Source organism: Mycobacterium sp. E1747 (assembly GCF_001667775.1).
Lineage (GTDB): Bacteria > Actinomycetota > Actinomycetes > Mycobacteriales > Mycobacteriaceae > Mycobacterium.
Window position 1 is genome coordinate 25592 of the sequence record NZ_LZJI01000197.1, and the last position, 14488, is coordinate 40079.

Sequence of the window (14488 nt, forward strand, 5' to 3'; positions counted from 1 at the left end):
AGCTACCGGAAACCCACCATCTGGCTACCCCACGCGGCGCGGATCTTCCCGTCGACATCGTGCGCGACGGTGTCGCTCGCGTCGATGATGAGACAGGCGCGGTCGTCCTCCCGGTAGGGCCTCCAGTCCGGCTCGCCGGCCGGGCCCGTCGGCGTTGACCGCGCGGCGAAATTGATCCACCGGGTCCGCATTCGCTTGGAAACCGCCCTGGCGGTCTTGCTGCCGCCCAATTTCAGCGTGGGATCCTTCGGCGCCCCGAGATTGCCCCAGACATAAGGCAATTCGGTGGCGTGGGCGGCATTGACCAACAGCAGCTTCAGTAACGGGGTCGCGTAATCGAACCGGTACAGGTAGACGGGCGCCACGTGGGAGTGCCCCTCGGCCAACCAAACCGACGGCATCCGGAACCCGACATCGGTGGCGATGCTCAAACTCCTTGCCCTGCGTCGCAACCGCGAATAGGCCGATCCGATCTGCTCGTCGGTGGGCAATTGCAGGTCCGGTTGTTCGGCCGCGATCTGGTCGAACATCGAGGTGATCGCCCCAGGCGTGATCGGCATCAGCCGCGAACGCATCAATCGGAAGAGCGCCGCCTCGTGCTTGTTGGTCCCGATGATCAAAGGCACCGGCAGCGAGCGGCCCTCCTGCACGCGCTTGACCGGGTAGTCGTCCAGCAAGTCGCCGTCGATGATCGGGACGAACGCCAGGAGGCCGGGATTACGCACGGGCACTTCGTCAAAGACTTCTTGGGACGCGGCAAGCAGCACGGCGGTAGGCACGTTGGGCAACCGGTCCGCGTCGACGTCAAGGCGGTCGAGGACGGTTTCGGCGACGCGCTCAGCTCTGCGCCGGTCGTATACCGATGTGGCCGGTGAACTCTGAGCGATCGCGCGGGCGAACAGTCCCTCGGCGGACGGGCTGGCGAGCAGGGTCGTCACGATCCCCGCGCCCGCGGATTCGCCGAACAGTGTCACGTTGCAGGGATCGCCGCCGAAAGCCGCGATGTTGTCGCGCACCCAGCTCAGTGCCGCCAGCACGTCGCGCAGCCCGACGTTGGAGTCGAACCGCCGCCGCGACGTGTTAAACGACGACAGGTCCAGGAAACCGAGCGCCCCGACCCGGTAGTTGAGCGTGACCACGATGACCTCGCCGCCGCCTGCCAGCCGGCGCCCGTCGTACAGCGCCTGGCTGCCCGATCCCAGGACGTAGGCGCCCCCGTGCAGCCACACCATCACGGGCTTTCGGTCACCCGGCTGCGTGTCGGACGACGCCCAGACGTTGAGCCGCAGACAGTCTTCGCCCTGCGGCGCGCCCAGGTCGAGCGGCATGTTGGGGAAGACCGGCTGCGGGCAGGCCGGCCCGTAGCGGGTGGCGTCGGCGACCTCGGTCCACCGCTGGGGGGGTTGCGGCGCCCGGAAGCGCAGGGCACCGACGGGCGGGGCGGCGTACCGGACACCCTTCCAGGAGCTGACGCGGCCGTCATCGGCGCCGCGGACGGGGCCGAAGGTGGTTTCGATCACCCGGGCACTGGTCGTAGTCGTCATGCGTGTGGGGCTTTCCTAACCAAGGCGCTGGGTGAGGAACTCGACCACCCGCTTGCGGGCCTCGTACGCCGGCTGGCCGTCGACTTCGCGGACCTCGTCGGTCAACACCGAGTGCGCCATCTTGCCGAAACCGCCCGCATTGCCCGGACTCGAGTCGATCTCGATGACTTCGAACGCGTCACCGAGGCGCTCCTTGAGCACCGCGAACCGCTCGCGCGGCGCGGCGCGGTCCTCGCTGAACCGCAGACCCATCGCGCACAGGCCGTCGTTGGCGCAGCGATCGGCCACGGTGGCCAGTTCGGATTCGCTCAGGCCTGGGTCGCGGCGCCGCGCGCGCCCCAGCGGCAGCGGTACCGATGGCTGGGAAAGCACCGGGGCCAGGACGACGTCGTCGACCGCGACGGCCAGCGCGAAACCGCCCGTGAAGCATTGGCCGATCACGCCGACACCCTTGCCTGGGGTCGACGCGTTGAGGTCACGGGCGAGCGCGCGTAGGAACATCGACACGGGCCGCTGCTTGTTCGTCGCGAAGGCCGCGAATTCCTTTGCCACGCACGCCCGGCTGACCGCGGAAGCGATGTGGCCGACCGTCTTGGGTTTGCCAGGTTCGCCGAACAGCGACGGCATCGCGACGGTGAAGCCGTTGTCCACCAGGTGGTTGCCCAGGGCCAGCACGCCGGGATGGATCCCCGGGATCTCGGGAATCAGCACGACGCCTGGGCCGCTGCCTTTGCGGTAGACGTCATGGGTGTAGCCGCCACCGGTGAATGGCGCCACCGACCATCCGGACAGATCCGCTTGGGGTGCAGTCACGCTCGGCCTTTCTTCAGCGCGCCGGTAACGGCGGTTGCGATTGCGTCGCCGAAGCCAGCGTACGGAATTGATCGGTGTCACCGGCGCCCGTTATCGCGATTTGGGTGGCCCCGGCCGGGCCGGAGAGCCGGGTGGTCCACACCGGCTCGGCGTCCGCCCCGCTTTGTCCGGCGCCGTTGTAGACCACCCAGGTGGTGCCGGCGACGTCGACCGTTCCGGTGGGATAGGCCGACGGGTGGATCGAGCCCACCAGTTTGTCCTCGTCGGCGTTGCTCTGCGTCAGGCTCAGATACATCCCGGCCGGGCTGATGTAGCCGACGACCGAGGTGGCCGCGTTCACCCGCTGACCGGTCGAGGGGTCGAGGCGGCCGCCTTGGATCCCGCCCCGGCCGCCGGAGTTGGCCTGCCAGCCGGTGGGCAGCTTGGGCAGCCGGATCGGGAAGCCCAGGGTCGCGGCGTCGGCCCGCAGCGCCCCGGCCGCGTCGTAGGACGGGACCGCGCCCTGGTGACTGCCGGGCTGGAACGAGCACATGCCCACCAGGCCGGCCAGCAGGATGCAGCCCAGCACCAACGGCATCAGCGACCAGAACATGTCGCGACCGTCCTGCAGCAACCGCGGTTTGGCCGGCCTGGCGGCAGGTCCGGCCGCCGGGGCCGGCTCGCCGGCTACCTCGGCATTCAGCGGCGGCTCTTCGGTCATCCTCCGAGTATCCCAGTTCCGGCAGACCGATCCGCTTCTGGGACAATCACCAACCATGACAATTGAGCGCGACCGCCCGGCCGGGCGGCCACGTCGTGAAGCCCCGGACCGCAACCTGGCATTGGAACTGGTGCGTGTCACCGAGGCCGGGGCCATGGCTGCGGGCCGCTGGGTGGGCCGCGGTGACAAAGAGGGCGGCGATGGCGCGGCCGTGGACGCCATGCGTGAGCTGGTCAACACGGTGTCGATGCGCGGCGTGGTGGTCATCGGCGAGGGCGAGAAGGACCACGCGCCGATGCTCTACAACGGCGAGGAGGTCGGCAACGGCGACGGGCCCGACTGCGACTTCGCCGTCGACCCGATCGACGGCACCACCCTGATGAGCAAGGGCATGCCCAACGCCATTTCGGTGCTCGCGGTGGCCGACCGTGGCGCGATGTTCGACCCGTCGGCGGTGTTCTACATGAACAAGATCGCCGTCGGGCCGGAGGCCGCCAACGTGCTCGACATCACCGCGCCGATCGCCGAGAACATCAAGGCTGTCGCCAAGGTGAAGGCGCTGTCGGTGCGGGACATGACCGTGTGCATCCTGGACCGGCCGCGGCACGCGCAGCTGATCGAAGATGTCCGGCTGACCGGCGCCCGCATTCGGCTCATCACCGACGGCGATGTCGCGGGCGCGATTTCGGCCTGCCGCCCGAACTCGGGCACCGACATGCTGGCCGGGATCGGCGGCACGCCGGAAGGCATCATTGCCGCCGCCGCGATCCGGTGCATGGGCGGTGCCATCCAGGCGCAGCTGGCACCGAAGGACGACGACGAACGCCAGAAAGCGATCAGCGCCGGCCACGACGTCGACCGGGTGCTGACCACCGAGGATTTGGTGTCCGGCGAGAACGTCTTCTTCTGCGCCACCGGCGTCACCAACGGCGACCTGCTCAAGGGCGTGCAGTACTACCCCGGCGGCTGCACCACGCAGTCGATCGTGATGCGGTCGAAGTCGGGCACCGTGCGCATGATCGAGGCCTACCACCGGCTCTCAAAACTCAACGAGTACTCCGCCATCGACTTCACCGGCGACAGCACTGCCGCCTATCCCCTGCCCTAGACCGAGAACCACGCCTTAAAGACAAGGACTGCTACCTATGGCCGATAGCGCCACCGATACCGAATACCGCATCGAGCACGACACCATGGGCGAGGTCCGGGTGCCCGCAAAGGCGTTGTGGCGCGCGCAAACCCAGCGTGCCGTGGAGAACTTCCCCATTTCGGGCCGGGGCCTGGAGCGCACCCAGATCCGCGCGCTGGGCCTGCTGAAGGGCGCCTGCGCGCAGGTGAACAAAGACCTGGGGCTGCTGGCACCGGAGAAGGCGGACGCCATCATCGCCGCGGCGGCGGAAATCGCCGACGGACAGCACGACGACCAGTTCCCCATCGACGTCTTCCAGACCGGTTCGGGCACCAGCTCCAACATGAACACCAACGAGGTGATCGCGAGCATCGCCGCCGCCAACGGTGTCACGGTGCACCCCAACGACGACGTCAACATGTCGCAGTCGTCCAACGACACCTTCCCAACCGCCACCCACATTGCGGCGACCGAGGCCGCGGTGCGCCACCTGATCCCGGCGCTCGAGGTGCTGCACGAAGCGCTGGAGAGCAAGGCCCGCGAGTGGCAGACGGTGGTCAAGTCGGGCCGCACGCACCTGATGGACGCCGTCCCGGTGACGCTCGGCCAGGAGTTCAGCGGGTACGCCCGCCAGATCGAGGCGGGCATCGAGCGGGTGCGCGCCACGCTGCCGCGGCTGGGTGAGCTGGCGATCGGCGGCACGGCGGTCGGTACCGGCCTCAACGCCCCCGACGGCTTCGGCGCCAGGGTGGTCGAGACGTTGATCGCCTCCACCGGGCTGGGCGAGTTGCGCACGGCCAGCAACTCTTTCGAGGCGCAGGCGGCGCGCGACGGCCTGGTCGAGGCTTCCGGCGCGCTGCGCACCATCGCGGTGTCCTTGACCAAGATCGCCAACGACATCCGCTGGATGGGCTCGGGCCCACTGACCGGCCTGGCCGAGATCCAGCTGCCCGACCTGCAGCCGGGTAGCTCGATCATGCCGGGCAAGGTCAATCCCGTTCTGCCCGAAGCAGTTACGCAGGTGGCCGCGCAGGTCATCGGCAACGACGCCGCGGTCGCCGTTGGCGGCTTGTCGGGCGCCTTCGAGCTCAACGTCTACATCCCGATGATGGCCCGCAATATCTTGGAGTCATTCAAGCTGCTGACGAACGTGTCCAGACTGTTCGCGGAGCGCTGCATCGTCGGGCTCAAGGCCAACGTCGACCACCTGCGGGAGTTGGCCGAGTCGTCGCCGTCGATCGTGACACCGTTGAACTCGGCGATCGGCTACGAGGAGGCGGCCGCGGTGGCCAAGCAGGCCCTCAAGGAACGCAAGACGATCCGTCAGACCGTGATCGACCGGGGGCTAATCGGCGACAAGCTGTCGGAAGAAGAACTGGACCGCCGCCTCGACGTCTTGGCGATGGCCAAGGTCAAGCCGGCGAAGTAGGCGGGTGTTGTAGCGATGACGGCTCCCCCCGGCGGCCCCTACGGTCAGGGGCCCTACGGAAACCCCTATGGGCAGCAGCCCTATTGGGGCGGTCCGCCGCAGGGCGGTCCGCAGCCGGGCGGTCCGCAGCCGGGCGGTCCGCAGCCGTATCCGCCGACTGGCCCCTACCAGTACCCGCCTCAGGGGTATCCGCAACCGGGACAGCCCTTCCCGCCCGGGCCTTATCCGCCGGGGCCGCCGCCGCGCGGACCCGGCTCGAAGCTGCCCTGGCTGATCATCGGTGGCCTCGTCATCCTGGCCGTCATCGCATTGGTGGCGACCCTGATCGTGATGCGCGGCGGCAGCCACGGCAAGTCCCCGACCGCCGCGCCCTCGACGTCCACCAGCACCAGCAGCCAACCGAGGGGCCAGCAGACCGCCACCGATTGCACCCCGAACGTGTCCGGCGGTGAGATTCCGCGAACCGACTCGATCGCCGCGGGCAAGCTCTCGTTCCCGGCCAGCTCGGTGCCACCCAACTGGACGGTGTTCTCTGACGACCAGAACCCGAACCTGATCGGCGCCGTCGGCGTCGCCCAGGAAGTGCCCGGGGCCAGCCAGTGGATGATGACGGCCGAGGTCGGCGTCACCAACTTCGTCACCAGCATGGACCTCACCGCGCAGGCGTCGAAGTTGTTGCAGTGCATCGCCAACGGCCCCGGCTACGCGAACGCGCAACCCACTCTCGGTCCGGCGAAGTCCTCGTCGATCACCGTTGACGGAACCAAGGCCGCCCGCGTGGACGCCGACGTCACGATCGCCGACACCAGCCGCAACGTCAAGGGCGACTCCGTCACCGTGATCACCGTCGACACCAAGCCGGTCACCGCCTTCATCGGCAGCACCCCGATTGGTGACGCAGCGTCGGCGGGCATCATGGCCAAGATCATCGCCGCGCTCAAGGTCAACAAGTCCTGACGCGGCTTCCCGGGTCCTAGCTCGACGCGGGCGCCGAGACCTGGGTGGCTTCCGAGCGTCCCCGCAGGACGGTGGAATAGCACTGGGCCCAATGCGTCTGCTCGGCTTCCCCGGCCCGCTCGATTGCCCCTGCCGCGCACAGGATCCGCCGATCGGCGGTCTTGGCGAGATCGGCCAACCGCGCGGCCTCGTTGACCGCATCGCCGATCACCGTGTACTCGTACCGGTTCTCGGCGCCGATGTTGCCGGCAAAGACACGGCCCGCCGACACACCGATGCCGAAATCGACCGGCAGGCGGCGCAATTGGGCCCCCAGGGCGCGAGCGGTCGCCAGGGCGGCCGACGCCGGCTCGCTGCTGGGCAACGGCACTCCGAAGACGGCCAACGCGGCGTCGCCGACGAATTTGTTGATCAGCCCTTGGTGTTCGTCCACGGCGTGCACGACGATCCGGAAGAAGTCATTGAGGATCTCGGCGACCTCTTGGGGCGGGCGGCTTTCGGCCAGCTGCGTCGAACCCACCAAGTCGATGTAGAGGACCGCCGCCTCGACCACGTCTCCCGACAGCGAGGCGCCCTCGCTGATGGCGCGCTGGGCGACGTCCGCCCCGACGTGGCGCCCGAACAGGTCGCGCAGCCGGTCGCGCTCGGCCAGCCCGGCCACCATCCGATTGAAACCCGTTTGCAGCCGCCCGATCTGGGACCGTTCGTAGGCCCCGACGTAGGTTCCGATGCGACCGTGCTCGACCTCCGCCATCGCGTCGACGACCTCGCCGAGCGGATCGGAGATGGATCGCGAGGTCAAGAGCATGGTAGGCAGCCCCAGCACCAGCGCCGCCAGCGAGACCACCAGGATCGGGACGTCCAGCGACGTCGACTTCTCAATCAGCCAGCCGTACGAGCGCAGGACGACCAGCGTCGCGATCACCCCGATCGGGAAGGCGCTGCACAGAAACCACAGCAGGACCAGCCGGGCGTACACGCCCGGCACGGCCATCCGCGGCTCGCAGCCCAGCGTGGCGGCGCGCATGATCGGCTGCAGGACACGCTGCGCCAGCAGCATCGCCGTGCCGCCGGCGGCCAACCCGCCGAGCAGCACCCCGAGGAAGATCGGCAGCAACAGCTGCGCGCCGTCGCCCAGGTTCAGCAACATGAAGATGCCGCCCGTCACCGCCCAGGCCCCGAACAGGGTCGCCGACTGCCGCCCCGGCAGCTTCATCGCGGCTTCCCGCTGCGCCTGGTCGGGTTCGGCGCCCGCGGCATACCAGCGCAGCGTCGGGATCGCGCTCAGCATCCCGGCCACTGCGACGCCGGTGATGCCCAACAGGACGAGCACCACGACCGCCACCGTGTTGGTTTGCGCAAAGTCGGAGTTGGCGCCGATGGACGTGTGGCCCCGCAGCGGGATCAAGATGGCGGCCGCCTCGACGACGGCCAGGACGTAGGACAGGGCGAGGTATGCCCCGTATTCAATCGCCAATCCGCGGACGGACTTTCGCTGCCCCGCCGCCGCTCCGGGACGTCGACCATTCCGGAGCCAGGTGGCCGCCCGCGCCCCAACGCTGGTGCTAGGCACCGTTGTTCGGGCCACCCGAGTTCTGGCCCGGGATGTCGGTGATCGGGAAGTTGGGCATCGGCTTGGGCGACGGCGTGTTCGGCAGGGTGGGAATGTCGCTCGCTGGGATGTCGTGCAGCTCGTTGACGGGTGGCCCGTTCTCGCGGCTGCCGTAGCTGCTCCCGGGCGCCCGCGTGCCGAGCAGTTCGCTGACCGTCACCATCCGGTAGCCGTTGGCCTTGAGCACCGGGAGGAACTGGTAGACCAAGTCGACGGTGCTCGAGTAGGTGTTGTGGAACAACACCACCGAACCCGGCTTGATGTACGTCATCAGCATGTAGCGCGTCGCCGCCGTGTTCGAGTCGTTGGCCCAATCGAAAGGGATTACGTCCCAAAGGATTTCCGCGAGGCCAAACTTTGCCGCGGTCTGCCGGACGGCATCGGTGGACAGCCCACCCGCGGGGCGATACAACGTCGGCGTCCGCCCCGTCGCGGCGGTGATCGCGTCGTTGGCCTTGGCGAATTGGGGGGCGATGTCTTCCGGTGGAATTGTCGCCATGTTGGGGTGTTCCCACGTGTGGCTGCCGATTTCCATGCCCGCGTCGGCGATCCGCTTGGCGCCCGCCGGGTTGGCGGCGACCTTGTTACCGATCAGGAAGAAGGTCGCCTTCGCGTCGTTGTCCTTGAGGATCTGCAGCAGTCGCTCGTCGAACGGCCCAGGCCCATCGTCGAACGTCAGCGCGACGCACTTGACCACCGAGCAGCTGAGGTTGTCGGCGCGGGTCACGTGACCGGTGAGCCCGCCGATCACCAGCACCGCGACGGCCGCGACGACACCGACCACCATGCGCCCATAGCGCCAGGCCTGGCTGTCGGGTCGTTTCGGCACCGTCGAAGTTTACCTGCCGGTGGTTTTGCGACCGGGGCGTCGAGCGGGGGTCGAGGGTGCGCGCACGGCGTTGAGTGTGCGCTCAGGGTCGGGCTCGGCGCGGTTTCCCGCCCTGGCCGCACACTAAAAGCCCTGGATACGCATCCGATCCACCTCGAGGCGCTCTCACTGCGGCCCGGCGATCTCCTCGAGCATCTCGGTGACCAGCGCGGCGATCGGCGAGCGCTCGCTGCGCAGCAGCGTGATATGGGCGAACAGCGGGTGACCCTTGAGCTTCTCGATCACCGCGGCGACCCCGTCGTGCCGGCCGACCCGCAGGTTGTCGCGCTGGGCGATGTCGTGCGTCAGCACCACCCGCGACCCGGCACCCAGCCTGGACAGCACCGTCAGCAGGACGTTGCGCTCCAGCGATTGGGCCTCGTCGACAATCACGAACGAGTCGTGCAGTGACCGGCCCCGGATGTGGGTCAGCGGCAGCACCTCGAGCATGCCCCGGGAGAGCACTTCCTCCAGCACGGCGGGGCTGGCCAGCCCTTCGAGCGTGTCGAAGACGGCCTGCGCCCAGGGCCCCATCTTCTCGCTCTCGCTGCCGGGCAGGTAGCCCAGCTCCTGGCCACCTACGGCGTAGAGCGGGCGGAAGACCACCACCTTGCGCTGGGTCCGCCGTTCCAGCACCGCTTCCAGACCGGCGCACAGCGCCAGCGCCGACTTGCCGGTGCCCGCCTTGCCGCCGAGCGACACGATGCCCACGGATTCGTCCAGCAGCAGATCGAGCGCCACGCGCTGCTCGGCGGACCGGCCGCGCAGGCCGAACGCCTCGCGGTCGCCGCGCACCAGCTGGACACGCTTGTCCGCGTTGACCCGGCCCAGCGCGTGCGAGCTTCCGCCGAGCAGCCGAATTCCGGTGTGGCAGGGCAGATCCCGCGCCTCGGCCAGGTCTATCTCGCCCTCGGCGAACAGCGCGTCGATGTCCTCGGTGGCGGTCTCGATCTCGCGCATGCCCGACCACCCGGAGGCCACCACATCCTGGGCGTGATACTCGTCGGCGGCCAGGCCGACCGCAGCGGCCTTGACGCGAAGCGGAATGTCCTTGCTCACCAAAGTGACTCGCTTGCCCTCGGCGGCGAGGTTGGCGGCGCAACTCAAGATCCGGCAGTCGTTGTTGTCGCTGCGGAAACCGGCGGGCAGCACCGCCGGATCTGTGTGGTTGAGCTCGACGTGAAGCGTACCGCCTTGCGCCCCAACGGGAATGGGCTGATCGAGGCGTCCGTGCACGAGCCGCAGATCGTCGAACAGCCGCAACGCCTGACGGGCGAACCACCCCAACTCGTGGTGATGGCGTTTGGCCTCCAGTTCGCTGATCACCACCAGCGGCACCACCACCTCGTGCTCGGCGAACCGGCTACACGCCCACGGGTCGGACAGCAGCACGGAGGTGTCGATCACGTAGGTCCGGATTTCGGTCACGTAGCGCTCCTCGAGCGGGAAAAGCCCGCGCGGACCCGCACAGGCATGTCGGCGGGAACTGCGACACCAGGACCGGGGCCGGTCCTTCCGTTGTGATGACGGGAGGTGCCGCCCTGGCAGCTGAGCATGACGCTGACCATCGAGAACGACGCTACTCTCGTCGCCGCTTTGCAGCAGCGCAGGCGCGCCGACGTTTACACGGTCACGCGCGAGAATCGGCTAGCCGATGACGAACTGCTTGAGGGCGGGCTCGTCGGCCACACCCCACGCGGTGATGCGGTCCGAGATCGCCTGCCGCAGCTGCCGCTGGTCGAAGATGCCCGCATCGGCGACGTTGCGCAGCTTGTCCTGGTAGGAGTCGATGTCCGCGCCGGGCACCTGCAGGTCGGCGGCGCGGGCCGCGATGGCGGCGATTGTTTCGTCGCGGGTGTACTGCAGGCAGTGCTCGACGAGGTTGGAGAAGAAGAGTTCGTGCCGTCGCTCGTCGCGCGCGATGCGGTCGATCAGCCCGGCCAGGATGGGCTCTTCGAGCTTCGCGGCCAGGTTCTCGCAGAATACGGCGTAGGTGCGCTCGGAGAAGGCCATGTAAACCAGGGTTTCCACCTGCGTGTAGGTGTCCGCGCGGTAGCCCTTCATGACGTAGGAGACCCGGGCCTCCTCGTTGGCGGTCGGGTCGACCTCACGGGTGACCACCAGGTATTCGCGCAGCGCGATGGCGTGCAGGTGCTCCTCCGCAGTCCACCGGCCCAGCCAGCGGCCCCACCAGTCTTCGAGGATGAAGTGCTCGACGAGTTCGCGGTGGTGCCCGGCCAGGTTGTCCTTGAGCAGCAGCAGGATCTCGCAGGCGTCGGTGTACTCGCGCGGCAGCGTCGCATCCGACGGTTCCCAGTCCCGTCCGCCGAGGAAGGCGAAGTTCTCGCCCCGGTCGAACGGCACGTAGTCGTGGGCGAACCAGAGTTCCTCGGTGTTGAGGTGGCGGTCCATGTTGGCCTCGCACACCGGCTCGAGTTCCAGGGTCAGCGCGTTAGCTACAGGTTTCTGTGCCATGCGGTTACTGTAACTCCCGTACACAGGTTCGTGAAATCACCCGGCCCGTGTCGTGACAACTGGTGACTTTGGTCCCCACCCGGGTCAGCGGTCGACCAGCGTCCACTCCTCCAGGCCGTCGTACAGCGGGAAGTCACGGGCGAGCCGGGTCACCCGCTGCCGCAGGGCGGACAGGTCCGCCGCGGCGCCCGCTGCCAGCGCGGTGGCGATGACGTCGGCGACCTCGGTGAACTCCGCATCCCCGAAGCCGCGGGTCGCCAGCGCGGGCGTGCCCACCCGCAGGCCCGACGTCACCATCGGCGGGCGCGGGTCGTTGGGGACCGCGTTGCGGTTGACCGTGATGCCGATTTCGTGCAGTAGGTCCTCGGCGGCCTTGCCATCGAGCGGGGAGTTGCGCAGGTCGACCAGCACCAGGTGGACGTCGGTGCCGCCGCTGACCACCGACACGCCGGCCTTGGTGACGTCGGGTGCGGTCAGCCGGTCGGCGATGATGCGGGCACCGGACAGGGTGCGCTGCTGGCGGTCGGCGAACTCGGGCGTGCCGGCGATCTTGAGCGCGACGGCCTTGCCCGCGATGACGTGCATCAGCGGGCCGCCCTGCTGGCCGGGGAACACCGCGGAGTTGATGGACTTGGCATACTCCTGCTTGCCCAGGATCAGGCCGGAACGCGGGCCGCCGAGCGTCTTGTGCACCGTCGTGGACACCACGTCGGCGTGCGGCACCGGCGAGGGGTGCAGGCCGACGGCGACCAGACCGGCAAAGTGCGCCATGTCCACCCAGAGCTTGGCGTCAACCTCGTCGGCGATCGAGCGGAAGGCCGCGAAGTCCAGGATCCGCGGGTAGGCCGACCATCCGGCGATGATGACCTTGGGGCGGAACTCAAGAGCGTTGGCGCGCACCGCGTCCATGTCGACCAGGTGCGTCGTCGGATCCACACCGTAGAAACCGGTTTCGTAGAGCTTTCCGGAGAAGTTCAGCTTCATCCCGTGTGTCAGGTGGCCACCGTTGGCCAGGTCGAGGCCCAGCAGGCGCTCCCCCGGCGTCATCAGCGCGTGCAGCACGGCGGCGTTGGCCTGCGCGCCGGAGTGCGGCTGCACGTTGGCGAAGTCGGCACCGAAGAGCGCCTTGGCCCGGTCGCGGGCGATGTTCTCCACGACGTCGACGTACTCGCAGCCGCCGTAGTACCGCCGGCCGGGCAGACCCTCGGCGTATTTGTTCGTGAGCACGCTGCCCTGGGCCTGCAGCACCGAGCGCGGCACGAAGTTCTCGGAGGCGATCATCTCCAGCGTGTCGCGCTGGCGGCCCAGCTCCTTGCCGAGCAGCTCGGCGATGTCGGGGTCGACCTCGGCGAGCGGGGAGGACATGAGGGAGGCCGTGCCGGCGCGAGCGGGCCGGGCGTCGGGTGCAGCAGTCACGGCGCCAGTCTATCCAGCGACGGTTTAGCCAGCCCAGCCGTCGGGTGCGCGTCCGCCCCTGCAACACTTGCACTATGCCGCGGCTTAGCGAGCCGAGCCCCTATGTGGAGTTCGACCGAAAGCAATGGCGCGCGCTTCGCATGTCGACGCCGCTGGCCCTGACCGAAGAGGAATTGGTAGGCCTGCGCGGTCTCGGCGAGCAGCTTGACCTCCTCGAAGTGGAAGAGGTCTACCTGCCGCTGGCCCGACTCATCCACCTCCAGGTCGCCGCTCGCCAGCGGTTGTTCGCCGCCACCGCGGAGTTCCTCGGGGAGCCGCAGCAAAACCCGGACCGGCCGGTGCCGTTCGTGATCGGCGTGGCCGGCAGCGTCGCGGTGGGCAAATCCACCACCGCCCGCGTGCTGCAGGCCCTGCTGGCCCGCTGGGATCACCACCCGAGGGTCGACCTGGTGACCACCGACGGCTTCCTATACCCGAACGCCGAACTCAGTCGGCGAAACCTGATGCACCGCAAGGGTTTTCCGGAAAGCTACAACCGCAGGGCGCTGATGCGGTTCGTGACGTCAATCAAATCCGGCTCCGACTACGCGTGCGCGCCGGTCTACTCGCACCTGAAATACGACATCATCCCCGACGCCAAGCACGTCGTCCGCCATCCCGACATCTTGATCCTGGAGGGGCTCAACGTCCTGCAAACCGGCCCGACGCTGATGGTGTCGGACCTGTTCGACTTCTCGCTGTACGTGGACGCCCGGATCGAGGACATCGAGCAGTGGTATGTGTCGCGGTTCTTGTCGCTGCGCGGCACCGCCTTCGCCGACCCGGAATCGCACTTCCACCACTACTCCGCGCTCAACGACACCAAGGCCGTCGCCGCGGCGCGCGAGATCTGGCGGTCCATCAACCGGCCGAACCTGGTCGAGAACATCCTGCCCACGCGGCCCCGGGCCACCCTGGTGCTGCGCAAGGACGCCGACCATTCCATCAACCGGCTCCGGCTGCGCAAGCTCTAGCGGTCACGCCGTTTCGAGGCGGCGCACCCCCAGGTACTGCAGCCCGGCGAACGCCGCGGTGTACAGGCCGACGGCCAGCGTCGCGGCGATTCCGGTCGCGGACAGCGGCAGCGCGCCCGCGGCCGCGATTGCTGCCAGCGTGAACACGCTGTTGGCCGCGATGACGCCGATGCCGACGCGGCGCAGGTTCGGCGCCGCCGCAACGACGAACACGGCCAAGCCGCTGAGCACGAAGAGCGCGCCGAGGGTGTACTCCTGCAACGACGTCAGGCCCGTCAGCGATGAAAGTGGGTCGGCGAGAAAGGCGATGGCCAAACCGCACAGTCCCGTAAAAGTGGCGTCGGCGCGCATGGCGAAACGCAGCAGCGAGTCGGTCGCGTCGTACAGGGGTCGGGTTGCCAGACCGGCTGCGCCAGATGCATACATCATGTGATTACTCCTCGCGATGGCCATTGGGGTCGAACATCAGCGTGCCGCCGGCCCACTGCCATATCGACTCGTGACACTGCCAACTACTGCCACGCATACACCG

At 68.4% G+C, this 14488-nt stretch carries 13 protein-coding genes; 4 read left to right on the plus strand and 9 right to left on the minus strand.

Annotated features, from left to right (window positions below):
- Positions 1-2: 2 nt before the first annotated feature.
- Genes A5695_RS19795 through A5695_RS19805 form a run of 3 tightly spaced genes read right to left on the minus strand, consistent with a single transcriptional unit; the run spans position 3 to position 3057 of the window.
- Positions 3-1544 (minus strand): carboxylesterase/lipase family protein, encoded by a 1542-nt coding sequence (locus tag A5695_RS19795; RefSeq protein ID WP_068085954.1) that lies wholly within the window; start codon positions 1542-1544, stop codon positions 3-5.
- Positions 1545-1559: 15 nt separating this feature from the next.
- Positions 1560-2357, minus strand: a complete 798-nt coding sequence (locus tag A5695_RS19800) for a dienelactone hydrolase family protein (RefSeq protein WP_068085957.1) — start codon at positions 2355-2357, stop codon at positions 1560-1562.
- A gap of 13 nt (positions 2358-2370) precedes the next feature.
- Positions 2371-3057, minus strand: a complete 687-nt coding sequence (locus tag A5695_RS19805) for a DUF4245 domain-containing protein (RefSeq protein ID WP_068085960.1) — start codon at positions 3055-3057, stop codon at positions 2371-2373.
- Between the two features lie 55 nt (positions 3058-3112).
- Between A5695_RS19805 and glpX the strand changes: the two genes are divergently transcribed.
- The 3 genes from glpX to A5695_RS19820 are packed head-to-tail and all read left to right on the plus strand — an operon-like array spanning position 3113 to position 6572.
- The gene (glpX, locus tag A5695_RS19810) at positions 3113-4165 is read left to right on the plus strand and encodes a class II fructose-bisphosphatase (RefSeq protein ID WP_068085964.1); all 1053 of its coding nucleotides are present in this window, start codon (positions 3113-3115) and stop codon (positions 4163-4165) included.
- 37 nt (positions 4166-4202) lie between these two features.
- Positions 4203-5615, plus strand: coding sequence for a class II fumarate hydratase (locus tag A5695_RS19815; RefSeq protein WP_068085967.1), 1413 nt, complete (start codon positions 4203-4205; stop codon positions 5613-5615).
- Between the two features lie 15 nt (positions 5616-5630).
- Positions 5631-6572: a hypothetical protein gene (locus A5695_RS19820; protein WP_068085970.1), complete on the plus strand. Its 942-nt coding sequence runs from the start codon at positions 5631-5633 to the stop codon at positions 6570-6572.
- Between the two features lie 16 nt (positions 6573-6588).
- Here the strand turns inward: A5695_RS19820 and A5695_RS19825 are convergent, their stop codons facing one another.
- The 5 genes from A5695_RS19825 to glyA form a co-directional block, all read right to left on the minus strand.
- On the minus strand, positions 6589-8049 hold the full coding sequence (locus A5695_RS19825; protein WP_068085973.1) for an adenylate/guanylate cyclase domain-containing protein: 1461 nt from the start codon (positions 8047-8049) through the stop codon (positions 6589-6591).
- Between the two features lie 88 nt (positions 8050-8137).
- On the minus strand, positions 8138-9013 hold the full coding sequence (locus tag A5695_RS19830) for a polysaccharide deacetylase family protein (protein WP_068085976.1): 876 nt from the start codon (positions 9011-9013) through the stop codon (positions 8138-8140).
- A 165-nt stretch (positions 9014-9178) separates the two neighbouring features.
- Positions 9179-10480 carry a PhoH family protein gene (locus A5695_RS19835; protein ID WP_055404939.1) on the minus strand — a complete coding sequence of 434 codons (1302 nt, stop codon included), beginning with the start codon at positions 10478-10480 and terminating at the stop codon, positions 9179-9181.
- A 219-nt stretch (positions 10481-10699) separates the two neighbouring features.
- Positions 10700-11527, minus strand: a complete 828-nt coding sequence (locus tag A5695_RS19840; RefSeq protein WP_068085979.1) for an acyl-ACP desaturase — start codon at positions 11525-11527, stop codon at positions 10700-10702.
- Positions 11528-11611: 84 nt separating this feature from the next.
- Entirely contained in the window at positions 11612-12892 is a 1281-nt protein-coding gene (gene glyA / locus A5695_RS19845) for a serine hydroxymethyltransferase (RefSeq protein ID WP_068085982.1), read from the minus strand.
- A 125-nt stretch (positions 12893-13017) separates the two neighbouring features.
- Between glyA and coaA the strand changes: the two genes are divergently transcribed.
- On the plus strand, positions 13018-13956 hold the full coding sequence (gene coaA / locus A5695_RS19850; protein WP_068085985.1) for a type I pantothenate kinase: 939 nt from the start codon (positions 13018-13020) through the stop codon (positions 13954-13956).
- A 3-nt stretch (positions 13957-13959) separates the two neighbouring features.
- Here the strand turns inward: coaA and A5695_RS19855 are convergent, their stop codons facing one another.
- Positions 13960-14385: a hypothetical protein gene (locus A5695_RS19855; protein ID WP_068085988.1), complete on the minus strand. Its 426-nt coding sequence runs from the start codon at positions 14383-14385 to the stop codon at positions 13960-13962.
- Positions 14386-14488: the final 103 nt, after the last annotated feature.

What these genes read in the sequence shown, in the direction of transcription:
- A5695_RS19805 (WP_068085960.1), bottom strand. Translation starts at nt 3,057, where the DNA reads ATGACCGAAGAGCCGCCGCTGAATGCCGAGGTAGCCGGCGAGCCGGCC.
- coaA (WP_068085985.1), top strand. Translation starts at nt 13,018, where the DNA reads ATGCCGCGGCTTAGCGAGCCGAGCCCCTATGTGGAGTTCGACCGAAAG.
- A5695_RS19855 (WP_068085988.1), bottom strand. Translation starts at nt 14,385, where the DNA reads ATGATGTATGCATCTGGCGCAGCCGGTCTGGCAACCCGACCCCTGTAC.
- A5695_RS19815 (WP_068085967.1), top strand. Translation starts at nt 4,203, where the DNA reads ATGGCCGATAGCGCCACCGATACCGAATACCGCATCGAGCACGACACC.
- A5695_RS19820 (WP_068085970.1), top strand. Translation starts at nt 5,631, where the DNA reads ATGACGGCTCCCCCCGGCGGCCCCTACGGTCAGGGGCCCTACGGAAAC.
- A5695_RS19840 (WP_068085979.1), bottom strand. Translation starts at nt 11,527, where the DNA reads ATGGCACAGAAACCTGTAGCTAACGCGCTGACCCTGGAACTCGAGCCG.
- glyA (WP_068085982.1), bottom strand. Translation starts at nt 12,892, where the DNA reads ATGTCCTCCCCGCTCGCCGAGGTCGACCCCGACATCGCCGAGCTGCTC.
- A5695_RS19795 (WP_068085954.1), bottom strand. Translation starts at nt 1,544, where the DNA reads ATGACGACTACGACCAGTGCCCGGGTGATCGAAACCACCTTCGGCCCC.
- glpX (WP_068085964.1), top strand. Translation starts at nt 3,113, where the DNA reads ATGACAATTGAGCGCGACCGCCCGGCCGGGCGGCCACGTCGTGAAGCC.